Source organism: Pseudobutyrivibrio sp. ACV-2 (assembly GCF_900107545.1).
Taxonomy (GTDB): Bacteria; Bacillota; Clostridia; order Lachnospirales; family Lachnospiraceae; genus Pseudobutyrivibrio.
In genome coordinates, this window is sequence record NZ_FNQZ01000002.1 from 1 (window position 1) to 21903 (window position 21903).

Below are 21903 nucleotides of genomic sequence, written 5' to 3' on the forward strand. Positions count from 1 at the left end.
ACAACAGAAAAGATATTCACTCATCAAGTCCACCATTCATGGTAAGAAAAAGGGGCCTCGCCCAGATGATTTAATCATCTAAAGCGACAGCCCCTCAAATTTTTGCAAAATTATTTTACGACTATATCATAGCTGGTCTTGAATTCCTCAGCTGGTGCAAGGCTATTGCCATATTCACGTTCCTCAAGTTTTTGATTGAAGCCTACTCTGTCGCAGCGGCCGCACCATGGTTCGATACATACGAATGGAGCATGCTTGCCCACTGGTGACCATACGCCAAATAAAGGTGTAGGGCATGTAACTGTAAGCACGTCCTTGCCTTCTGCATCTACAAGTGTTACTGCGTCTGACTGTCTGTTTTCAAAAATAAGAGCATCCTGACTGAAAAGCTCATCTGACATCTTAAGCACACCCTCATCAAGTGGGAAGTGCTCCTGCTTTGGAGAAAGGCATCCGCTGCCGTCACCTGCGATGATATTGGCCTTGATGCAATCATTCACCTGACCATTCTTTTCAAATCTGAGAGTGTAGGTGTCAAGATCACAGTTGAATGCCGGGTGACCACCGATAGAAAAATACATAGTTTCCTGATTAGTATTTTTTACCATCCAGGTAACTGTAACCTTTGTGCCCTCAAGCTTGTAGCCGATGCAAAGTACAAAATTAAATGGATATTTTTTGTGGGTCTCCTCATTATCCTGAAGCTCAAAAACAAGCTCATCCTCAGACTGGCTTACAAGGTTAAAATCCATATCTCTGGCAAAGCCATGCTGTCCCATCTCATATGTATTTCCAGCATAAACAGACTTCTTTTCATAATAGTTGCCTACCAGCGGAAAAAGTACAGGTGCTGTACGGCCCCAGTATTTGCTGTCTGCCTGCCACATCAACTCCGCTCCATCTGCCTTTCTGATAAGTGAGCGAATCTCTGCGCCATGCTCCTCCACGGTAAGCTTTAATAAATCATTTTCAATAATATGTACTGCCATAGTTTCCTCCCATAATAAGTTAGAGTTTTAGTTGTAAATACCCCAACTACAGTAAAAATAATGCGGTTTTATTAAAAAACCGCATTAAAAGAATCCTTGTTACATTATATATCTATTAAAGCCTGTCAGCAATACTGGCGATGTGGCATGTTAAGCCTCTAAAATGAACATTCTTGAGGTGAAATCACCATCTGACATGTACCAAGGCTCATCACTTCCCATTGTGCCAAGGCCACGCTCCATAAGGAAGTCGCCATATATTTTTTCTTTGCCATTTACAGTGTAAATAGTATTCTCCTCAAGACCCTGAAGCTTGATTGTTTCCATACCGATATTTGGAGTCTTGTGAGTTTTATACATTACTACGATAGCCTGCTTTTTGTCCTCAGACACTACCATCCAGCTGGCGATATTTTTCTCAAATGGAGACTGTAGACGATAAAGTGTGCCATATTGGAAAAGCTCTCTGTATTTTTTCATAAATACAATCTGCTTTTTAACCTGCTCAAATTCTGCCTCAGACACTTCGTTTAGGTCGAGCTCATAGCCAAATGTACCAAAGCATGCAATATTTGCTCTGTCATCAGCATCCATGGAGCGTCCTGTCTGATTGTTTGGTGATTTTGAAACGTGAGCACCAATGGAAGAAATAGGATAACCATAGCTTGTACCATACTGAATCTTTACGCGCTCATGTCCATCTGTGTCATCTGAACACCAAGCCTGTGGCGCATAGTAGAGCATACCTGCATCGAAGCGACCACCACCGCTGGCACATGACTCAAACAGAATATCAGGGAAGTCCTGAATAAGTCTCTCGTAGAGACTGTACACACCAAAGATATATTTATGGTAAACCATACCCTGATACTCTGGGGCTACATTCTGGCTGAAGCATTCTGTAATTGAACGGTTCATATCCCATTTGATGTAGCTGATGTTGGCCTTTGAAATAACATCATATAGCTGATGATAAATGTTATCTACCACCTCTGGCTTTGAGAAATCAAGAACCATCTGATGACGGCCAAGAGTTCTGCGTCTGTCAGGAGCAGCAAGCACCCAATCAGGATGTGCTCTGTACAAATCAGAGTCAGGATTTACCATCTCAGGCTCAATCCAAAGACCAAAATCCAAGCCAAGGTCATTTACCTTTTTAGCAAGACCTGTGATTCCTGCAGGAAGTTTATTCGTATTTACGTACCAGTCGCCAAGTCCTGCATAATCATCATCGCGCTTTCCAAACCAACCATCATCAAGTACAAAAAGCTCAACTCCTGCTTCTGCTCCCTTTTTAGCGATATTTAAAATCTTTTCCTCGTCGAATTCCATCTCGGTTGCTTCCCAATTGTTGAGAAGGATTGGTCTAGGCCTTTTCTTGTATGGAGAACGAACAAGGTTATTGTTCATAAAGCCATGGATGTTCTGGCTTAAATCATTAAGACCATTTTTTGTGTAGGAAATAATAACCTCTGGTGTGTTAAACTCCTCTGCTGACGCAAGAGGCCATGCAAACCAGTTAGGATTTATCCCCATTGTGAAGCGAAGCTTGCCATAGTTATCCACTTCTGCTTTCGCCATAAAGTTACCACTGTAGACAAGATTGATTCCCATTGCCTCGCCCTGGAATTCATCTGTATTTTTTCTCTTCATAATGATGAATGGATTGAAGTTGGCACTTGAGTGTCCACGCATACTCTCGATAGAAATGATGCCCTTTTCGATACTACGTGTATGAGGATAACGCTCACGTCCCCAAGCTCCCTCGAACTGCATCCAGTCATAATCATAATCAGGTAAATCAAGGCAGCAGCTGAATGCTTTTGTGAGCTTTACTTCTTCCTGACCGATGTTTTTGATACTAGCATGACGAGTTATGATTGAATAGTTTTCCCAGATTGTGTAGTAAAGTGTGACCTCGATTTTTGCCACATCATCAATGCAAACTATCTCAAGTGTAGTTGCTTCTGAATCCGTATTTACGTAGCTGGCTGGAAGGCCTGGAATTGGCTTCTTTCCTTCGTATATACGATATGAGTCATACATAAGATTTGTTACTCTTGAGCCGTTTGGTTGGATAATCTCATAAGCTGGTCCATGGAAATCACCATTACCAAATGCTGGATATTCAAGGCAAGCTAATTCCTTTGTGTAATTCTCATCATCTGTAACTGCGCAGCAAAGTGGTCTGCCGGCAAGTGTCTGATAACCATAGATAATCTGATTTTCATTTATTCTTCTACCAAAATAAAGCTGCCCCATCTCACCGTCGCGGCACTCACCAATTACATAGCTAAGCTTTGAATTGTAAAGGTGAAACTGCTTTTCTGTTTCATGTACTTTAATTCCCATTATTTATACTCCTCGTATTTGTTTTTATGTAACTCTTTACATATAGTGTTTTGGATTGTCTTTAGATAGATGTTCTCTAATCGATGCTTATAGTATATTACCTATGAAAAATTTGTTTATGGTATAATGAATTATATAGATGTCATTTTGTGACATTTCTTGAAGGAGCATTTTATGAATTATTCTGGAATCGACAGAGGTAAATTTTTGGATTATACCGCTTCAAATGACTTTGCACTGTATGAAGTGGGATTTTATAAATGTCAAAGTGACTATAGCTATGGTCCTGTCATCAGAGATCATACTATATTTCATTATGTCATTTCGGGACAGGGGATACTTGTTTTGGAAGATGAAACTTTTCAGGTTCATGCAGGGGAAGGCTTTTTGATTCCAGGAAATACCAAAGCTTACTATAAAGCTGATACATCAGATCCTTGGGAATATGCATGGATACATGTAGATGGGCCAAGAGCAAAGGAACTTTTTTCCAAGGCTGGGCTTATCACTAAAAGTCCAGTGTATAAGCCTGTGTCAGATTCTATGGAAATATTTGATATTATCAATGAAATATATGATAAGAGTGATAGAGAAATATACTGCTATGGAAAGGTTTATGAGTTTTTTGATTTTATAATATCAAGCTCTGCTACACCCAAAATCGCTAGTGTTGATCCAAAGCCAAATTATGTGAAAAATGCAGTTAGATTTATCAGTTTAAAATATTCGGAGCCTATTGGTGTTAAGGATATTGCAGAAGCCTGCGGATTGAATAGAAGCTATTTGACACGATTATTTAAACAGGAAATGGGGGTGTCGCCACAGACATATTTGATGCGGTTTCGATTGAAAAGGGCAGCTAACCTGCTTCAAGAGTCGGATGAAAGTGTAGGAGTTATAGCTTATATGGTGGGGTATGTGGATGTGTTTACTTTTTCTAAAGCTTTCAAGAGGGGTTATGGGATAGCGCCTAGTGAATACAGAGAAAAAGGCAAGCAGTAAACGCTTGCCTTCGGCCCTCATCAGTCAGCTTGCGCTGACAGCTTCCCCCAGTGGGGGAAGCCTTATTTTTTTATTTAAAATAGCGGTTTAATAGTCCTTCTAGTGCTTTGCCGTGTCTTGCTTCGTCACGAGCCATTTCGTGGACTGTGTCGTGGATGGCGTCTAAGTTATTTTTCTTAGCGCAGGTTGCTAAATCAACCTTGCCGCCTGTTGCGCCGTATTCACAATCAACACGCCAAGCGAGATTCTTTTTAGTAGAATCTGTCATATTCTTTTCAAGGTCTGAGCCTAACATCTCAGCAAATTTTGCTGCATGCTCTGCTTCTTCCCAGGCTGCCTTTTCCCAATATAGGCCAATCTCTGGGTAGCCCTCTCTGTGAGCTACTCTGGCCATGCAAAGATACATGCCTACTTCTGAGCACTCACCTTCAAAATTAGCTTTGAGCTGTTCAAAAATATATTTCTTATCTTCTTCTGAGACTTCAGGATTGTTTTTTACTGTTGCTTCATAAAGTCCAAATACATGCTCTGCTGCAAGTGTAATTTCGCCTTCAACCTTTTTGAATTTATCACCACTTACATGACATACTGGACACTCATCAGGTGGGTTGTCACCCTCGTGAACATAACCACATACTGGACATACGTATTTTGCCATAAATTTTGACTCCTTTCAGAAATAAATTGAACATATGTTAATATAAAGGACGTTACCTACACCCCTCATCCGCCCTTTGGGCACCTTCCCCCCAGGGGGAAGGCATGGGTTACAGCCCTCATCCGCCCCTCGCCGGGGTGGCAGATAACGCTAAAGCATTATCTCTTCCCCTCGCCGGGGTGGCAGATAACGCTAAAGCATTATCTCTTCCCTCCGGGCACCTTCCCCCCAGGGGGAAGGCTTTTATTCATAATAGCATAAAGAAGTCTGTAAATACTCAAAAACACTAATAGTTCTTAGATTATTCACAAATGTAGATTTTCAAGGAAAAGCTGTTCAAATTTAGGGTCGGTGGCGAGGAATACTACTTTTGAATTATCTTTTATTTCCTGTAAAGTGTCCTCATCCGGGTTCATTATGAATTCTATGTCACCTAGCAGTGATGAATTGCCCAGGGTTTCGTATTTTGAAAGAATAGCCTCTGGGAATAATCCGATACCTGCTGCGGAAAGCACACCCACAGATGCGCCTAATCCTCCGGATACATAGAGATGATCTATGTGTACGGCAGTCAGATTTGCTGCTTCAAAAAGCATTTGAATTCCTGATACGATTGCGGCCTTTGCTAGAATCACCTGCTGTATGTCTTCTCCTGTGATAACGATACCGTCAGCTATAGGGAATCCACTTTCTGAATATTCATCCTTGAGAAGTCCACCGGCATCTATAATATCGTTTCTGTAAAGCTCATAAATCATGTCTATTACGCCACTTCCACAAAGTCCGATAGGCTTTTCATTGCCAATGGTGCTGTACGTTACATTGCAATGATTGATAGACAGATGATTTATAGCACCCTTTACAGATGGCACACCACAGCTTAAGGATGCGCCCTCCAAGGCAGGACCTGCAGATGCAGATGAACACCAATAGGTAGTTCCATCAAAAAGCACAAGCTCCGCATTGGTTCCTAAATCTACAAACAGGAACTTATCCTTTTCATGATTTTTCTTTTTTAAATTTTGTCTTACATAATATAAACCAGACACAATGTCGCCACCTACAAAAGTGCTGATGGATGGCATAAAGAATATATCTCTGGTGCTCTCTCTAAACTTTACAGAGTCAAGCGTATATGGCACGAATGGATATGCTGCCAAGCCATCTACCGGGTAGCCTAGGAACAGGTGAGTCATAACTGTATTTCCAGAAATTACAACCTTATGTGTTAAAAAATCCTCACCTAAAATCCTGGTACCAAGCCCCATCAGGTCCTTTACGACGATATCTCTTAGTTCTTCGCCATGACCATCAATAGCTGCTTTTATACGGCTCATTACATCTGCACCATATTTCAGCTGACCGTTAGTATAGGTCTGCTGACGCAGTACTTTTCCTGTATTCAATTCGATAGCCGCTACTGCCAGTGTGGTAGTTCCAATATCAACGGCAATAGCTATATTGGTTTTATCCAAAGGAAGTTCATTTTCCTGGCCTGATACACCCACCGATGTAATTTCAGAAACCAGTCTCTTTGGAACCTGAATCTTGCAATCCTTTGTGATGACACATTTGCAGCCCAGTCGCCATCCATTTCTCATTTCTGAAAAATCAAGAGCGCGCTCATCAGCTGAAGTCATCTCAGGAGCACCATAGACGAACCTTATGGCACAGCTAAGACATTTTTCATAGCCACCACAAGGTCGATAGAATTTAAGACCTAAGTCATCCATAGCCTGAACAAAAGAAATCGCTTCGCCAGGCTTGGTCATTAACATATATTCCTGTTCAGGAACAACATCTTCAATAACAACTTTTATTTCCATTTAGTTCTTTCGTATTCCTCTAGGGAATGTAAATCCATTTGTAGTTCACCACTATTATCTACCAAAATTGTCATATAAGTGTGTTCACGGGAGTTTTGTCTTGGAAAAGATACACTTCCCGGATTTGCTATGACAAGACCTTGAAAATGATCAATGGTAGGTACATGGGTGTGGCCATATAATACAATGTCACAGCCCTTTGCTTTAGCGGCTTCTGCAATCTTTTCATAAGTATAGCTCACACCGTAGTAGTGACCGTGGGTGAGAAGAAGCCTGTGGTTACCCACATCCAGAACCACTTCATTTGGAAGATTTCCTCCCCAGTCACAATTGCCGCATACACATTCTGCTGGTGCTTCAGACATCATCCAAAGGTTGTCCTCAACGCCCTGCCCATCTCCAAGATGATAGATTCTGTCCGGCTTTTCTATGTCGATGACAGTTCTTAAATTATCAGGACTGCCATGAGTATCACTAACAACTAATATTTTCATGTTTAATTATTTCTTCCTTTATCATTCTAAGAGCCTGTCCTCTGTGGCTGATAGCATTTTTTTCCTCTGGGCTGATAGCTGCTGTGCTTACATCCTTGTCCCAAAGATAGAAAATCGGGTCATAGCCGAAGCCATTTTCTCCCATAGGCTCCCAACCGATATAGCCCTCTATAGTGCCTCGCACTACCGCTTCTTTGCCATCTGGGAACACCGCTGAAACTGCGCAAACGAAGCGGGCACTTCTGTCCAGCTTTTCTACTCCATTAAGGCGCTCTATGAGATTGGCGTTTTTAATGTCATAACTGGTGTCCTCTCCCAAGTATCTGGCAGAATATATTCCAGGCTCTTTATTTAATGCATCTATTTCAAGGCCACTGTCATCAGCAAGTACGATTGCATCCTTGGCGTATGCGGCAATGGCTCTGGATTTGATGAGTGAATTTTCTTCGAAGGTCTTGCCGTCCTCTACTATATCAATGTCTATGCCTGCCTGCTTCATTGTGAGAATATCGTATTTTTCCTCACCAAGGATTTCTTTGATTTCTCGTAATTTGTTTGGATTGCCTGTGGCAAAGATTATTTTGGTTTTCATTTTGACTCCTTGTTTTAGTTGTTCTATAGCCGTCAGGACACCTCATCCGCCCCTCGCCGGGGTGGCAGATAACGCTAAAGCATTATCTCATCCCTTCGGGCACCTTCCCCTCAAGGGGAAGGCTAATATATATATTCAATTACCGCATCGTATAAAGCTTTCGCGGTTTTTTGTTGGTAATCTTTGTCTTGGAGGTTTTTCAGTTCTTGGGTGTTTGTCATGAAGCCCACTTCTACAAGGGCTACTGGGACATTTGAGGAGCGAATGATGTATACTTCATCACCTACCACAGTTCCCTTGGATTTAGAGCCCAGCGCCTGAACAAGTTTGTCAAGACATATGCTGGCAAATTCCCTGGATGCACCTGTAGAGTCTCCTCCTTCGTACATGACCTCTGTACCATTTATGGATGACATACGCCCTGATGCTGTGGAATTGTTGTGGATAGACAGAAAAACATCCGCCTCAGAATCATTGGCAAGACCAACTCTTGCCGCAAAAGAAGGGTTAGAATCATCGGTACGAGTATAATACACACCGATGTTTTTATCGCTTCTGTCGAAAACCTTTTTAAGTTCAAGTGCAATTTGTAAATCTAAGTCTTTTTCATAGACGCCCATTTTAGTGGCTCCAGGCATATCGCCTCCGTGGCCAGCGTCGATAACTACCACCTTTTCATATACCTGATGGGGATCTACAAAGTCCAGATAAATATATTCATCCTCTGAGGTCATCTGAACCTCAACCACATCATCCATGGACAGTTCGATTACGCCTACATAGTCCTCACTGATATAGGTTACATCCATGATATTCTCTGCATTTCCACGAATAGGATACTGAGAAAAATAGTCCTTTCCTATACCATCTATTGTAATCGAGATTGTCCTATTAACATGAATATTTTCAATTGTAACATTGTCACTGGTGACATTTTGAGGTAGGGTCAATCGCAACTGATGCCCTTTTAAAATGCTCTGGCGACTCAACTCGTCATCTTCATCCAATTCCTTATCCGATGTCCAAAGCATATCCATGACAGAAATTCTGCCGCTTTCTAATCTATTGTCCCTTGCTTTAAGTGCCAATTTGTGCAAATTCGGCACACAAATAAGCAAGCTGCTCACCGCAATAAACACTGCCACAAGAAGTGCAGTGAACGCCCCCATAACTTTTTCTTCCATAATTATTGCTTCGCTACATTACTGCCCCTCAAATACTTCAACCACATTGTTTGCGTAGGCCTTAATGCAAAGATTTGCTTTCGCAACATCTTCAACGCTCTCCCAATCCAATCCATTGTTGCTGATAAAGCCCTTGCCATCTGTGATGTCTACAGCTTGGGTCATTGAGTCGCTGGCATACTCCACCGCAAGAGGACGCAACGTATCAGGTGTGTTGATGTAAATCACAATAGCGAAGTTTTCTCCCTCTGAAACTGTTTTTGGCTGGTCGAATTTGATAGTGTAATAGCCAGCCTGTTCAAGTGTTCCCTGGGCAACCAACTCCTTCGAAGAAAGTGTGCTGGTGTTGACATAATTTGGCACAAAATAAACCTGATAGGTAGTATTGTGTCCAAGGCTATAAAAACCTGCTGCTTCTATCTGTTGAGCAGCTGAAGCAGTAAAAGTGTTGGCGCCATAAGCCCACTCCTTGCTGTAGCCAATCTGACCAACCCAACCGCAGAGATCACTTTGATAAATATAATTATATGTATTGTTGGTATCTACTTTAACATAAGATACTGCCTGATTTCCAATATTTGAATCGTAGTATGATATATAAAAAACGCCATCATCTCCAAAGCCACTACCCCAGCTATTTTGGCAGATAAATGCTCCGTTTCCAGGCACATCTGTGCTGAAATTGGCCGCAGGATAGGAGTCGTTCCAACCGATTATGACCACGTCATGATTTGGCTTTGAGTTGCCGGTGTAGCAGTAAGAATTGGTAGCGCGATTGTAACTGCTTGAACCATTAAGGTTCGCAGTAGAAACACTTGCATAAATAGACGTAGAAACTCCACCATATCTGTATACTGCACGTTTGATGTCATCTAAGTTTTCTGCATCATAAAAGTGGGCTTCCTGAAGATGAATTTCAGGACCTTTTGTTTCGCCTGTTAATTCATCAAGGATATTGGTGTTGGCCTCCGTGCTTATTGGCCCCTGCCAAGACAGAAGGTACGCCAATGCCATAGTGTAATCACCACCGGCTGATTCATCCAGTTTAAAACTATTATCTTTTATCATGGAATCAACTGAAAACTTGTGCTCAGCTACTGGAAGCAAAGACGATTCCAGAGCCTCTAAAGATGCACAAGCCCAACAGGTAGCTGTAGAGCCCTGATTTCTGATGAAGCTGACGCGGTTTACAGTTCTTAAATCGTATACATTTGGTAATTTGGGAGTTTTGTCTATAGTAATGTTTACCGAATAGGCGTTGGTATTGTAGCTATATTCGTAGCCAAAGATTTTGCATAGATCCTCCAGCCCCACATACATTTCGCCAAGATGCAGAGATGGTGTAGTGATTAGTTCAATATCCTCGCCATTTTTAGTGGCACTTCTACTACCAACAACTAATTCGTAGATATCGCTGGTGATTTGGATTAATGCACTTTTTTCATCCATCATAAATGCAGATCCAGACATCACTGTTCTGATAAATTCCAGAGATCCAACAGGATTAAGACTATCATCCAAAATAGCATCCTGCCCATTGCTGGCATAAACTTCTCCATTAATATAGACTCTAAGCTTGCTGGAGTCATTTAGATTTTTAGACATCAAAGGATACAGCACATCTTTATTTAGTGCTGCACCTCTGAAAGTATCGACAGCTGCGTATCTGTCGTTCCAATTATTTATTTTTCCAAATAGAGTGATTGCTATGATTAAAGCAAACGCCAGAAATCTCTTGGAAAATTTCATCTTCTAGTCCTTTTTCTTAGGCTTTGGTCCAAGGAACTGATAAAAATATGTCTTTATCATTCCATTATATATTTTGCGATTCTTATCTGCTTTTCTTCCTATATCTCTTGGTGCATTCTCATAGCTTGTGATTACAAACATAGACCAGCTATCAAGACCTGCAAATGAACGTCCCAGATTGCCATATAGTTCAGGCAAATCCTTTTTTTCTTCAAGGCGCTCGCCGTATGGTGGATTTGTCAAAATAAATCCGTACTTTTTAGGGTGAGAAAGCTTTGCCACATCTCTCACCTGGAAATGTATCATGTGATCCACCCCAGCCTGCTTTGCATTGAGTCTGGCAATTTTGACCATATCAGGGTCTATGTCGAAGCCCTGAAGGTCGCATTCTACAGAGGTATCTACCTCACTTCTGGCTTCATCAAAAAGCTCCTTCCATAAATCCGGCTCAATGATATTTGACCAGTCCATGGAGGTGAATTCTCTATTTAAACCAGGAGCGATATTGGCTGCTATCATAGCTGCCTCTATCAAAAATGTACCTGAGCCGCAGAATGGATCCACAAGAATTCGGTCTGGTCTCCATGGTGTCAGCTGAATCAAAGCTGCAGCCATTGTTTCAGAAAGAGGCGCCTTGCTAGTGTAGGTACGATAACCTCTTTTATGAAGAGGCATACCTGTAGAATCAAGTGTAACTATAACGTCATCCTTTAATATGAAGATACGTACAGGATAATCAGAGCCATCTTCCTTAAACCACTGAATATCATAATAGGATTTCATGCGCTCAACCATGGCCTTTTTGGCAATGGACTGAATATCTGTAAGGGAAAATAACTTGCTCTTTACAGATGTGGCCTTTGTAACCCAAAAGCGAGCATCTTCCGGAAGATAATCCTCCCAAGGCAATGCCTTGATTCCCTGGAAAAGCTCCTCAAAGGTGGTGGCGCGAAAACGACCAACCTCCACAAGTACACGCTCAGCAGTACGTAAGTGGATGTTAGCGCGACAAATTGCTTCTGCATCACCAGTAAAGGTTACTCTTCCATCTGTAACCTCTGTTATGTCGTACCCCAGATCATAGATTTCTCTTTTTAATGGTGCCTCAAGACCAAAGTGGCATGGGCAACTGATTGTGTATGTTTTTGGCATATATTATTTCCTTTTTGCTTATTATTATACTAGGTTAATCTTATCCTTTATAAGCATTAGAGTCAAATTTCTTACGTTACTTTTGTTGCTTTTATTATTTTTGCTTTTAATTTTTATTGGTACTATACAATTTATATGTCGTATAATATACATATATGTATTTTTCTATATTTTTTTCACAAACTTTTATTAGAACTATTGCATTGAAAATATTTCTATATTATAATCCTAAGCGTAACGAAGAGTTTCCTTCGTTGCACCCTTATTAATTATTTATACTCCCCTCAAAAAGACCGAAAGCTCGGTCTTTTTTCTATTTTTGATTGTTCTAAATCATTTTGGATTTTTCGTTTCAGTTTCCATGGAGTTTCCATTGTGCACAACCCAGATACGCACAAGCTATAATTTATTGTGCATATATTACAATTTTTACTAATATATATATTCAAATAATAAAAGCACCTTTGTTAAGGTGCTTTTATAGTTATATTCAGTTATGTAAAATGTGCTAAGGCCTCCGCGAATCTTACCTCGTCAAAAGGTTTTATTACAAAATCCTTGGCGCCTGCTTCTATGGCCTCGATAACGTAACACTTCTGCCCCATGGCACTGACTACAAGGATTTTAGCATCTGGGTCAAATTCCTTGATTTGCTTGATAGCATCAATGCCATTAGAACTTCTGCCGACAGTATGTCCATCCACTGTCATTGTGATATCCATGGTCACGATATCCGGCCTGAGTTCCTTGTATTTAACAACTGCTCCGTCACTACAATCTGCTTCACCAATTACAGTGCAACCGTTTCTTTCTACTTCATTTTTAACGACGGCTCTCATAAATCTGGAGTCATCAACAACCAATACTGTTTTACCCAAAACTGCATCCTCCTTATCTGAAAAATGTTAATTTGGATGTGTAGATACATTATAGCATAGGAACCACCCAAAATAATATGAAATTTATGTTAACTGTAGGCGCCAGGTGAGGATTATGAACTAGCAAATTCTAGGTAATCCTTCTCCCTGTAAAATATCAAGAAATCTGCGCCCACCTATTTCAGTGTTAAGTACCAGCGTGCCTGTTTCACTTTCGTTTTCCGGAGTTTTTACATTTCCGATAACACAGGCATTTTCTCCATATTTACATTCTTTAATAATATTTAGTGCTTCGTCTGTATATTCTTTTGGAACTATGGCTACCAGCTTTCCTTCATTTCCCATGTATAATGGATCCAGGCCAAGAAGTCCACTGAAGGATTTAACCTGTGGATCCACTGGAATATTTTCTGCGTCTATTTCAAAATTATTCCCACTGGCCAGGGCAAGTTCCTTTAAAACGGTAGCAAGGCCGCCTCTAGTAACATCTCGCAATACATGAATAGGGATATTATTAGAAATGAGCTTCCCTACCATTTCCTGCAAAGGTGCATTGTCACTTTTGATTGTGTTTTTGATTTCCATGCGTTGACTTAAAACTGTAGCATGATGGTCTCCAATATTTCCAGAGACTATAATCACATCACCATCAGCCGCATTTTTGGCCTTGATATCTATTCCACTTGGAATAAAACCTACACCTGCTGTGTTTATGTATAAACCACCATTTCCTTCAACAACCTTGGTATCGCCTGCCACTATTTTGACACCAGCTTCTTTTGCCGTATCTGCCATGGATTTGACAATTCTTTTGAGTTGTTCGATGTCTACGCCTTCTTCTAATATAAATCCACAGGTGATGTATTTAGGTCTCGCACCTCTCATACACAGGTCGTTGACTGTGCCACAGATGCAAAGTCTTCCTATATCTCCACCTGGAAATTCAAGGGGTGTTACAACAAAGCTATCTGTAGTCATGGCAATAGCCTCTGCCCCTGGCACTACTGCTGCATCTTCCATTTCAGATAGAACGTCATTATCAAATTCGGCCTCGAAAATCTCTTTTATTAATTCTGAAGTGGCACGACCTCCCGAGCCGTGCTCCATTATTATCTTTTCCATTAATCCTCACAACAATTATATATACTTAAGATAAAAAAGCATTATTACAGCTGCCTTCCTGGGACACCATGCATGCTCCCTGTGGCGATGATGGTGTACATACCTTTCCAAAAAGTGGACAATCTGACGGCTTTGCTTTACCCATCAGGATATCTCCACAGCGGCAGGCAATATTTTTTTTGTTATCCACATCAAGGCCTGCACTTCCTGCATCAAAATGTGCATAATCCTCTTTTAGCATGAGCCCTGTTCCTGGTAAAATCCCCATTCCTCGCCAAGCTACATCCGCTTTTTTATAATATTTTTGAAACTGGGCTTCCACAATTTCATTTTTTTCTAAATCCACCACTGATGTGTAGTAATTTGCAACCTTGTCCTCGCCCTTTTCAATCATTTTCACCAGACCAAAAATGGCTACTACAAGCTCCTTTGCGCTAAAGCCTGAGACTGCAAATGGGATATGATATTTTTCTGCCAAATCTACAAAATAAGCTGCTCCCGTAACTGCGCTGACGTGGCCAGGTGCAATAAAGCCGTCTATATTTGCTCCTTTTTCACACAGGTACGAGATAGCTCCTGGCATGGTTTTAAGGGCTGTTAAAAGTCTGATATTATCTAACTTCTCTTCAATGGCTCTATCTAAAAGCAGCGTATACACGGGCGCTGTGGTTTCAAAACCTACTGCTGCAAATACGTATTTACGAAGTGGATTATCTCTGGCAAGCTTTAGCACATCCATAGGGGAATAGACCATAATTACGCTTGCACCCCTGCCCTTGGCTTCGTTCAGGCTTTCTTTTGAACCTGGTACTCTAAGCAAATCCCCAAAGGTAACCACTGTGGTATCAACCTCTAAGCTAAGCTCTATAAGCCTGTCTATATAAGCCGTAGGGGTGACGCACACAGGGCAGCCTGGCCCTGACAGAAGCTCTATTTTAGGTGACAACAATTCCCTGATTCCATGCTCTGAAATGGCATGAGTATGACTGCCACACACCTCCATCAATCTGACAGGCTTTCCATCATAATTTCTTAAATAATCGACCAGTTGAGATATTTCCATTAGGCTTCAAGGCCTCCCATCAGTTCAATTATTTCCTCGGCCTCGCTCTTTTTTAGGGTCTGAATCACACATCCCGCGTGAACCAGTGCATAGTCCCCTTCCTTTACATTTACAAGTCCGGCGTATGCCTCCACCTCGTTACCGTTGAAATCTACAGTGACTTTGCCGTCCTTTAATCTTTTAACTAATCCTGGTATTGCAACACACATTATTCCCTCTCCTTATAGCGTATGCTATAATTTTACTACATTTGTTGTGTTTTGGGAGGATAAAATGCACGAGCTTGCAGTTACAGAATATGTTTTTAATTTAGTAAAAAAACAGGCTGACGCAGCGGGCGTCAGCCATGTAGATAAAATTCATTTTTTGCTTGGTGATCAGTGCGAATATGTGCCTGAAATCATAGAAGAATATCTTCAGGTAATGAGTGAAGGCACTGCACTTTCAGGGGTAAAGGTGGATGCTGTCATTAAAGAATCCACAGTAGTTTGCAAGAATTGCAATCATAAGTTTACCCGTCATGAATTTAAGGATGTATGTCCTAAATGCGGCAGTGCCAATTTAAAGCTAAACCGCTGCACTGATTTCATTGTAAAAAATATCGAGGTATCTTAATTATCTAAGCCCATACTCAAGTCGAACTGTGATGGTAGCTGTTTTATGACGTGAGCTGGTATCAAAAGCGCCATCATAAGAATAGCTACTTGTACCAGAGTTCTGAGCTGTAATCTGAAATACTCCTAGGCTTGAGCTCTTAAGCTTTCCAAGCTTTGTGTCTGTATTTTTTGCGATGATATCAATTCTGTCTTTTGCGTTTGCAGATGCTTTATCGATAAGATCAAGCTTTAAATCGTCAAGTCCCGTGTAGTAATACTCTGGTGAGCCTGATGACAGTTCAACGCCCTGATCCAAAAGTGTTGAGATATCTCTTGAAACATTTTCCACTAAATCAATATTTGCAGATGTAACTGTTACTCTTTGAGTAAGCTCATATCCGTCTGGCTGTGAACCAGCATAATTTCCATTTACATCATAAATATCAGAATATGTTCTTCCAATATCTACTGCATCAAATACGATTTCATCCTCTGATACACCTTTTGAAGTAAGATACTGCTTTACCTGGTTGGCATCCTCTTTTATTACAGCATATGCTTCCTGTGATGAATATGCAGTTGCTGAAAATGAGCCTCTCCAGATAATTAAATCCGCCTCGAAATCAACACTTGCGCTACCTGTTGCAGATATTCCCTGGGTGCTCTGTGCTCTAAAATGCGAAAGACCAAACGCAAGAGCCGAGAAGGCTACAACAATACATACTCCTATAATTAGTGCTGATAACCAGCTGCTTCTTTTTTGTTCCATATCATTTTCCTCCCTATGGTTTAATACACAATATATAATATTATATGCATTAATAATATCATTGCAATTTTTTCATCAAATTCAGATACTTTTTAACATAGCCTATTTGAGTTGAAATATTAATCACTTTTAATTACATTAGAAAAATCTGGCCTAAACAGATGCCTCCATCACCTGGTGGGAGTTGCTCTGCAATGTATACTTTGAAATGCTTTTCTTCTAATTCTGTGATAACCTTTTCAGTAAGGATTCTATTTAAAAAGGTACCGCCTGAAAGTACCACTTGGTTGATATTACTTCTTAATGCTATTCCAATTACATAGTTTGCAGCGGCCTCGATAAAGCCTCTTGCGATTTTGGACTTTGAGATATTTTGGGATATAGCATTTTTTATTTCTTTAAATAATGAAGTAGTATCACCATCCTCGCCTATGAAAAGTGGGTATCCATCATCTGCAGTCACTGCCATGTTTTCGAGCTCCACCGGGGCCTGGCCTTCATAGGAATTGTAATGGCAAATATCAAGCATGGCGGAAACCGCGTCAAAGAGACGTCCCATGGAGGTGGATGTGACAGCGTTTATATCCTTTTCAATAGCAGCTGTAATCAGGCTGGCGTTTTGATTATCATCTATATCATCAAGCCCACATGCATGAAGCATGCCAGTTAATATGGTATCACAGTTTTTTGCGCCTTCGTCACCACCTATTAGCTTTACTGGCTTTAGGTGATGTACTCTTTTCATCTCTGCTAATGGTGATTTTCCATCCCAGAGGAATATCTCACTTCCCCAGATTGTACCATCCTCGCCATAACCTGTTCCGTCGAAGGCAAAACCAAGCACAGGTCCCTTTAGATTATGCTCTGCGAGCACTGCTGCAACATGAGCCTTATGATGCTGGATATGTTTTATAGGAAGACTACTGTTTTTCGCCAGATTCTCACCTATGGCTCTACTAAAATATCCAGGGTGCAAATCGGTTACTATAGCCTTTGGTTTAAATCCAAAGATTTTAGCCATGGCTTCCATTTCTTTTTTATAAAACTGTTGGCAGCTAACTGACTCTAAATCTCCTAAGTGCTGGCTCACATAGGCAAGGCCATTTTTGACATAACAGAATGTGCTTTTTAGATCTCCACCAGTAGCATAAATCTCACTTGAGATATCCACAGGGATAGGTGTTGGAACATGGCCTCGTCCACGTCTTATGAACTGAGTCCGTCCCTTCACAACCTGCATAACAGAATCATCAAGGGGCCTAAGGATTCTGCGGTTGTGTCTGAGGATTGCTATAGGTACATCTTTTGGTATTTCACCTGATTGTACTCTGGCCCTCAGCCAATTTTCCATGCTTTCGTCGTTAATTTCCAACACATCGCCACTTGCATTTCCGCTTGTCATAATAAGAGGTCCACATTCTGCAGTCAGAAGCATTTGGACTGGATTACATGGAAGCATAGCGCCAATGTAAGGGCTTGTTAAACAGACGTTGTCTGCAAACTGATTTTTAGAGTTATTTTTATTTTGTCTAATCAATACTATAGGTCTAGCGGGTGATGTCAGAAGTTTCTGTTCAAAGTTATCCACAATGCAAAATTCACGAATATTATCCACATTTTCAAACATCACTGCAAAGGCCTTGTTTTCCCTGTGTTTCAGTATTCTCAAGGCTTCCACGGCTTTTTTCTGGAATGGATTGCAGGCTAAATGATATCCACCAATGTCCTTTATTGCTACAATACCACCCAAATTGAGTATAAATGTAGCCATGTCAATTTCACGTTTTTTGCCACCTCCATTATGTTTATCCACTAAGTTATCTACATATCCACGCAATGTAACATTGTCTGATTTTTCGTCCTTTATTTCTATAAATTCTAACTTAGGACCGCATGAAGGGCAAGCTATCGTCTGAGCATGGCGTCGTCTATCCCTTTTTCCTGAATATTCTTGAAAACATGATGAGCACATGTCAAAGTCAGCCATTGTAATGGATTCCCTGTCATAGGGGAGTTTTTCGATTATAGAGTATCTGGGACCACATGTTGTGCAACTAATAAATGGATGTCCAAAACGACGATTTCCAGGATCAAATAACTCCTCATGGCATTTGTCACAGGTGGCAATATCCGCTGGAATCAATGGCAGATTTTTACCATAATCCTCATCAGATTCGAGTATTTTAAAGCCATCAAAAGCCTGAGTTTTTGCACAATCTTCCACCAAAATGTCAGTAACAAAGCCTCCCGTAGGCACCTGTGTGGATAACTTCTTATATAATTCATCTAATGCACTATCAACACCACTGGCCTCTATAGTCACTATGCCACCGGTATTTCTCACCCAGCCTGTTATATTTAATTCTTCTGCTATGGTTGCCACAAAAGGCCTGTAGCCTACGCCCTGCACCAAGCCCTTTATTGTATATTTTCTAGTCATGTTAATGCCTTTAGTTTTTTATTATTTTATACCAATTAATTGTATCACTAAGAGTCAATTTTTTAACTTATTTTAGTGGAATATTGATGGGTGAAAATACTTAGGTTAGTATATACTATTTTCATAATTTCTCGTATCAAATCTAAGGAGGATAATAATGAAAATTTATAATGTATCAGATCCAGAGTTTGTAAACTATGGACGAATTATCGAGGGTTACGAAGAAGAGAAGAAAGCAATAGTTGAGGCTTTAAAGAATAAGACTCCTATCCCAGAAGGAACAGATTATGTTGCTGAGGAAAAGGAGCTTCAGTCTCTTGCCGCAGCAGATAAAATTACAAACTCACTCTTTGGTGGTTCACCAATGCAGTTTGGATGGTGCAACGGACACAACACAAAGCTTAACTGCTTAGAGTATCACCGCTCAAGTGAGATAAATCTTGGCGCTACAGATTTCATTCTTCTTCTTGCAAAGCGAGAGGAAGTAGAAGATTTTAAGCTCGATTCAAGCAAGGTAAAAGCATTCTTCTGCCCAGCTGGAACTATGATTGAAGTATATGCAACAGCACTTCATTATGCTCCATGTCAGGCTAGCTTAGATTCAGGTTTCCAGGTACTTGTTGGACTTCCAAAGGGTACAAATGTGGGTTGCCCTTCATTTACTCCTGCAAACACAGAAGATAAGCTTCTTAGAGCTACTAACAAATGGCTCATCGCACATCCTGACAGCAAGGAAGCTAAGGACAATGCTTGGGTTGGTATCACAGGTGACAACATTGATATCGCTTCAGATCTAAAGTAAACAAGGCATTAAAATAGCGGCAAGGCGGGGCTTGCCGCTATTTTTTAGTTTTTCGTTGTCGCTGCAGCTGGTTTTGCTGCTGGCTTTGGAGGTTCATAAGGAACCTCTACAGTATCTACAAATTTTGCTGGTCCTGGTTCTTGATATCCAGGAATAATAGTTAAGCACTTTTTCGGACATTTTTCTGTACAATATCCACACTGGATACAATCAAATCTGTTGATACTCCAGGTTTTGCCTGCTCTATCCACCTTTATTGCTCCTGGTGGACAGCTGCGCATGCACATGCCGCACAAAATGCAGGCATCCTTGTTTATGTCTATGTGGCCCCGGGTTCTTTCGGGGTAATCCTTTGGCTCAAAAGGGTAGTTGGTTGTGGCGGGCTGTGAAAATAAATTTTTCAGTACCTGCCTGGTAAAAGGTAATATCTGTCCCATAGTTTTTCTCCATGATTTGCAAAAATTCCGCTGGCAGATTGCTATAAGTAGGTCGCAGATAGCTATCAATTTATGTAACATTTTTTCATCGCTTTCGCTATACTCTCAAAAATGCTACATAAATTGCTAGCTATCTGCTAGTCTTTCTAAAGCCCGCCAGCTAGTGTTTTCTAAACATGCCGCTGATTACGCTAACAAACTATGTGCCATTTTTTCATCGCTTTCGCTATACTCTCAAAAATGGCACATAGTTTGTTAGCTATCAGCTAGGCTATTTAAATAGCAGCTGGCTAGACTTTCTAAATCATTCAGCCAGCTGGTTTTTCTAAATATGTCGCAACGATTTGTTACGAATTAACGTTCTGTGCAACTTATGCACGGATCTATCGTTAGGATGAGAAGTGGTACATCGCCGTATTGGCAGCCTTGGAGGGTTTGGGTTAGGGCTGGGATGTTGGCGAAGGTTGGGGTGCGCACGCGGAAGCGGTCCAGGAATTTGGTTCCGTTGGCGCGGACGTGATAGAATGCTTCACCACGCGGCTGTTCCACTCTTATAATGGATTCTCCATTTGGCATTCCTGTTACTTTTGTGTTTATCTCGGTGTCAGGTATTTTGGCTACGCACTGTCTTATGATGTCGATAGACTGGAATATTTCGCCTATGCGTACCTCACAGCGGGCGTAGGAATCGCATTTGTTGCTGGTGATGACTTCGAAATCAATATCGTTGTAGGCTGCGTAACCGAGCTTTCTCATGTCTACATTTATTCCAGATGCTCGCATCATAGGTCCTACGGAGCCACGTCTTATGGAGTCCTCTCCAGTGATTATTCCCACATCCACAAGTCTGCTTTTCACTGTGTAATCATCAAGGAAAATACGAGTGGTCTCACGGATTTCTTTTTCCATTTCATCTAACTGCTTTACAAAGCCTTCAAGCATTTCCTTTGGCATATCCTTTAATACGCCTCCTATCGTATTTACGGAAAAAATTACTCGCCCTCCGGTAGATTCCTCAAACATATCAAGAATTTTTTCACGTAATCTCCAGGAATGCATGAACAACGATTCAAATCCAAATGCATCTGCAAGCAATCCTAGCCACAGCAGATGGCTGTGAAGACGGCTCAACTCTGACCATATTGTTCTTAAGTAATCGGCACGGCGAGGTACCTCAACGTTCATGATATCTTCAAGCGCCATACAATATGCCATGCCATGCATGTAAGAGCAAATACCGCATATACGTTCCGCAACATATACCATTTCATTGAAATCCTTTTTGCTGGTAAGGCTTTCAAGACCTCGATGTATGTATCCGATGGATGGGATGGCCGCTACTACTGTCTCATCCTCAAGTACTAAATCCAGATGAATTGGTTCAGGAAGAACGGGATGCTGTGGTCCATATGGAACTATACTTCTATTGCCCATCTTCTTTTTCCTCCTTCTCCAAGAATGGTGTTTCTACGTCTATACGATATAACTTATCATGTAAATCAACTTTGATGTTTTCTACATTAAGCCCCCAGAGCTCATGCATTTCATTTTCATAGTTGATAGCAGATTTATACACACGTGATATTGATGGTACCCCCTCATCCCTTTCTGCAATCAGTCTGTAATTTGCAAGTTCATATCCATTTGCAAATGAATACGTAATTTCGAAATGTTTTTCAAGCGTTGGGTATGAACAGCAAATCTGACAGAGTCTCCACAGCGCATTTTTCTTTTCCATTATCACATGTAGAAGCTCTGATTTATCTATCAAATATAAATCCTTTTTTAATTCCCGCAT

At 40.9% G+C, this 21903-nt stretch carries 21 protein-coding genes; 3 read left to right on the plus strand and 18 right to left on the minus strand.

The window, feature by feature from the left end:
* Positions 1-110: 110 nt before the first annotated feature.
* On the minus strand, positions 111-989 hold the full coding sequence (locus BLV53_RS02750; RefSeq protein WP_090296767.1) for an aldose 1-epimerase family protein: 879 nt from the start codon (positions 987-989) through the stop codon (positions 111-113).
* A gap of 150 nt (positions 990-1139) precedes the next feature.
* Positions 1140-3341: an alpha-galactosidase gene (locus tag BLV53_RS02755; RefSeq protein ID WP_090296768.1), complete on the minus strand. Its 2202-nt coding sequence runs from the start codon at positions 3339-3341 to the stop codon at positions 1140-1142.
* 174 nt (positions 3342-3515) lie between these two features.
* On the opposite strand from BLV53_RS02755, the gene BLV53_RS02760 reads away from it, so the two are divergent.
* Positions 3516-4343, plus strand: a complete 828-nt coding sequence (locus tag BLV53_RS02760) for an AraC family transcriptional regulator (RefSeq protein ID WP_090296771.1) — start codon at positions 3516-3518, stop codon at positions 4341-4343.
* A 70-nt stretch (positions 4344-4413) separates the two neighbouring features.
* Here the strand turns inward: BLV53_RS02760 and BLV53_RS02765 are convergent, their stop codons facing one another.
* The 11 genes from BLV53_RS02765 to BLV53_RS02820 form a co-directional block, all read right to left on the minus strand.
* Positions 4414-5001: an NADH peroxidase gene (locus BLV53_RS02765; RefSeq protein ID WP_090296774.1), complete on the minus strand. Its 588-nt coding sequence runs from the start codon at positions 4999-5001 to the stop codon at positions 4414-4416.
* Positions 5002-5306: 305 nt separating this feature from the next.
* Positions 5307-6827 (minus strand): ASKHA domain-containing protein, encoded by a 1521-nt coding sequence (locus BLV53_RS02775; RefSeq protein ID WP_090296780.1) that lies wholly within the window; start codon positions 6825-6827, stop codon positions 5307-5309.
* Positions 6818-7321, minus strand: coding sequence for a metallophosphoesterase family protein (locus tag BLV53_RS02780; protein WP_090296782.1), 504 nt, complete (start codon positions 7319-7321; stop codon positions 6818-6820). Before BLV53_RS02780 ends, BLV53_RS02775 begins: the two co-directional genes overlap by 10 nt.
* Positions 7302-7913, minus strand: coding sequence for an RdgB/HAM1 family non-canonical purine NTP pyrophosphatase (gene rdgB, locus BLV53_RS02785; RefSeq protein ID WP_090296785.1), 612 nt, complete (start codon positions 7911-7913; stop codon positions 7302-7304). Before rdgB ends, BLV53_RS02780 begins: the two co-directional genes overlap by 20 nt.
* Positions 7914-8035: 122 nt before the next feature.
* Positions 8036-9097: an N-acetylmuramoyl-L-alanine amidase family protein gene (locus BLV53_RS02790; RefSeq protein ID WP_090296788.1), complete on the minus strand. Its 1062-nt coding sequence runs from the start codon at positions 9095-9097 to the stop codon at positions 8036-8038.
* 18 nt (positions 9098-9115) lie between these two features.
* Positions 9116-10846 carry a lectin like domain-containing protein gene (locus tag BLV53_RS02795; protein ID WP_090296792.1) on the minus strand — a complete coding sequence of 577 codons (1731 nt, stop codon included), beginning with the start codon at positions 10844-10846 and terminating at the stop codon, positions 9116-9118.
* A 3-nt stretch (positions 10847-10849) separates the two neighbouring features.
* On the minus strand, positions 10850-11998 hold the full coding sequence (locus BLV53_RS02800; protein ID WP_090296795.1) for a THUMP domain-containing class I SAM-dependent RNA methyltransferase: 1149 nt from the start codon (positions 11996-11998) through the stop codon (positions 10850-10852).
* A gap of 494 nt (positions 11999-12492) precedes the next feature.
* A complete protein-coding gene (locus BLV53_RS02805) occupies positions 12493-12876 on the minus strand; it encodes a response regulator (protein ID WP_090296797.1) in 384 nt (127 codons plus the stop codon).
* 120 nt (positions 12877-12996) lie between these two features.
* Positions 12997-13998, minus strand: a complete 1002-nt coding sequence (gene hypE, locus BLV53_RS02810; RefSeq protein WP_090296800.1) for a hydrogenase expression/formation protein HypE — start codon at positions 13996-13998, stop codon at positions 12997-12999.
* A gap of 25 nt (positions 13999-14023) precedes the next feature.
* Positions 14024-15061: a hydrogenase formation protein HypD gene (gene hypD, locus BLV53_RS02815; RefSeq protein ID WP_090296803.1), complete on the minus strand. Its 1038-nt coding sequence runs from the start codon at positions 15059-15061 to the stop codon at positions 14024-14026.
* Positions 15061-15270 carry a HypC/HybG/HupF family hydrogenase formation chaperone gene (locus tag BLV53_RS02820; RefSeq protein WP_090296806.1) on the minus strand — a complete coding sequence of 70 codons (210 nt, stop codon included), beginning with the start codon at positions 15268-15270 and terminating at the stop codon, positions 15061-15063. Before BLV53_RS02820 ends, hypD begins: the two co-directional genes overlap by 1 nt.
* Before the next feature lie 64 nt (positions 15271-15334).
* On the opposite strand from BLV53_RS02820, the gene BLV53_RS02825 reads away from it, so the two are divergent.
* Positions 15335-15676, plus strand: coding sequence for a hydrogenase maturation nickel metallochaperone HypA/HybF (locus BLV53_RS02825; RefSeq protein ID WP_090296809.1), 342 nt, complete (start codon positions 15335-15337; stop codon positions 15674-15676).
* Here the strand turns inward: BLV53_RS02825 and BLV53_RS02830 are convergent, their stop codons facing one another.
* Entirely contained in the window at positions 15677-16426 is a 750-nt protein-coding gene (locus BLV53_RS02830) for an SIMPL domain-containing protein (protein ID WP_090296812.1), read from the minus strand.
* Between the two features lie 133 nt (positions 16427-16559).
* Entirely contained in the window at positions 16560-18866 is a 2307-nt protein-coding gene (gene hypF / locus BLV53_RS02835; RefSeq protein WP_090296815.1) for a carbamoyltransferase HypF, read from the minus strand.
* Between the two features lie 157 nt (positions 18867-19023).
* On the opposite strand from hypF, the gene BLV53_RS02840 reads away from it, so the two are divergent.
* On the plus strand, positions 19024-19668 hold the full coding sequence (locus tag BLV53_RS02840) for a DUF4867 family protein (protein ID WP_090296818.1): 645 nt from the start codon (positions 19024-19026) through the stop codon (positions 19666-19668).
* 44 nt (positions 19669-19712) lie between these two features.
* On the opposite strand, the gene BLV53_RS02845 is transcribed toward BLV53_RS02840, so the two are convergent.
* The 3 genes from BLV53_RS02845 to BLV53_RS02855 form a co-directional block, all read right to left on the minus strand.
* Positions 19713-20105, minus strand: coding sequence for a 4Fe-4S binding protein (locus BLV53_RS02845; RefSeq protein WP_090296820.1), 393 nt, complete (start codon positions 20103-20105; stop codon positions 19713-19715).
* Positions 20106-20459: 354 nt separating this feature from the next.
* Positions 20460-21539 carry a hydrogenase large subunit gene (locus tag BLV53_RS02850; RefSeq protein WP_090296823.1) on the minus strand — a complete coding sequence of 360 codons (1080 nt, stop codon included), beginning with the start codon at positions 21537-21539 and terminating at the stop codon, positions 20460-20462.
* Complete coding sequence (locus BLV53_RS02855; RefSeq protein WP_090296824.1) at positions 21529-21903, minus strand: NADH-quinone oxidoreductase subunit C; 375 nt, start codon at positions 21901-21903, stop codon at positions 21529-21531. Before BLV53_RS02855 ends, BLV53_RS02850 begins: the two co-directional genes overlap by 11 nt.

Bases quoted from the DNA above. Each gene is read 5' to 3' on its own strand.
- BLV53_RS02780 (WP_090296782.1), bottom strand. From the start codon at position 7,321: ATGAAAATATTAGTTGTTAGTGATACTCATGGCAGTCCTGATAATTTA.
- BLV53_RS02855 (WP_090296824.1), bottom strand. From the start codon at position 21,903: ATGCGGGAATTAAAAAAGGATTTATATTTGATAGATAAATCAGAGCTT.
- BLV53_RS02800 (WP_090296795.1), bottom strand. From the start codon at position 11,998: ATGCCAAAAACATACACAATCAGTTGCCCATGCCACTTTGGTCTTGAG.
- hypF (WP_090296815.1), bottom strand. From the start codon at position 18,866: ATGACTAGAAAATATACAATAAAGGGCTTGGTGCAGGGCGTAGGCTAC.
- BLV53_RS02795 (WP_090296792.1), bottom strand. From the start codon at position 10,846: ATGAAATTTTCCAAGAGATTTCTGGCGTTTGCTTTAATCATAGCAATC.
- BLV53_RS02840 (WP_090296818.1), top strand. From the start codon at position 19,024: ATGAAAATTTATAATGTATCAGATCCAGAGTTTGTAAACTATGGACGA.
- BLV53_RS02755 (WP_090296768.1), bottom strand. From the start codon at position 3,341: ATGGGAATTAAAGTACATGAAACAGAAAAGCAGTTTCACCTTTACAAT.
- BLV53_RS02830 (WP_090296812.1), bottom strand. From the start codon at position 16,426: ATGGAACAAAAAAGAAGCAGCTGGTTATCAGCACTAATTATAGGAGTA.
- BLV53_RS02750 (WP_090296767.1), bottom strand. From the start codon at position 989: ATGGCAGTACATATTATTGAAAATGATTTATTAAAGCTTACCGTGGAG.
- hypE (WP_090296800.1), bottom strand. From the start codon at position 13,998: ATGGAAAAGATAATAATGGAGCACGGCTCGGGAGGTCGTGCCACTTCA.
- BLV53_RS02825 (WP_090296809.1), top strand. From the start codon at position 15,335: ATGCACGAGCTTGCAGTTACAGAATATGTTTTTAATTTAGTAAAAAAA.
- BLV53_RS02790 (WP_090296788.1), bottom strand. From the start codon at position 9,097: ATGGAAGAAAAAGTTATGGGGGCGTTCACTGCACTTCTTGTGGCAGTG.
- hypD (WP_090296803.1), bottom strand. From the start codon at position 15,061: ATGGAAATATCTCAACTGGTCGATTATTTAAGAAATTATGATGGAAAG.
- BLV53_RS02760 (WP_090296771.1), top strand. From the start codon at position 3,516: ATGAATTATTCTGGAATCGACAGAGGTAAATTTTTGGATTATACCGCT.
- BLV53_RS02845 (WP_090296820.1), bottom strand. From the start codon at position 20,105: ATGGGACAGATATTACCTTTTACCAGGCAGGTACTGAAAAATTTATTT.
- BLV53_RS02775 (WP_090296780.1), bottom strand. From the start codon at position 6,827: ATGGAAATAAAAGTTGTTATTGAAGATGTTGTTCCTGAACAGGAATAT.
- BLV53_RS02850 (WP_090296823.1), bottom strand. From the start codon at position 21,539: ATGGGCAATAGAAGTATAGTTCCATATGGACCACAGCATCCCGTTCTT.
- rdgB (WP_090296785.1), bottom strand. From the start codon at position 7,913: ATGAAAACCAAAATAATCTTTGCCACAGGCAATCCAAACAAATTACGA.
- BLV53_RS02820 (WP_090296806.1), bottom strand. From the start codon at position 15,270: ATGTGTGTTGCAATACCAGGATTAGTTAAAAGATTAAAGGACGGCAAA.
- BLV53_RS02765 (WP_090296774.1), bottom strand. From the start codon at position 5,001: ATGGCAAAATACGTATGTCCAGTATGTGGTTATGTTCACGAGGGTGAC.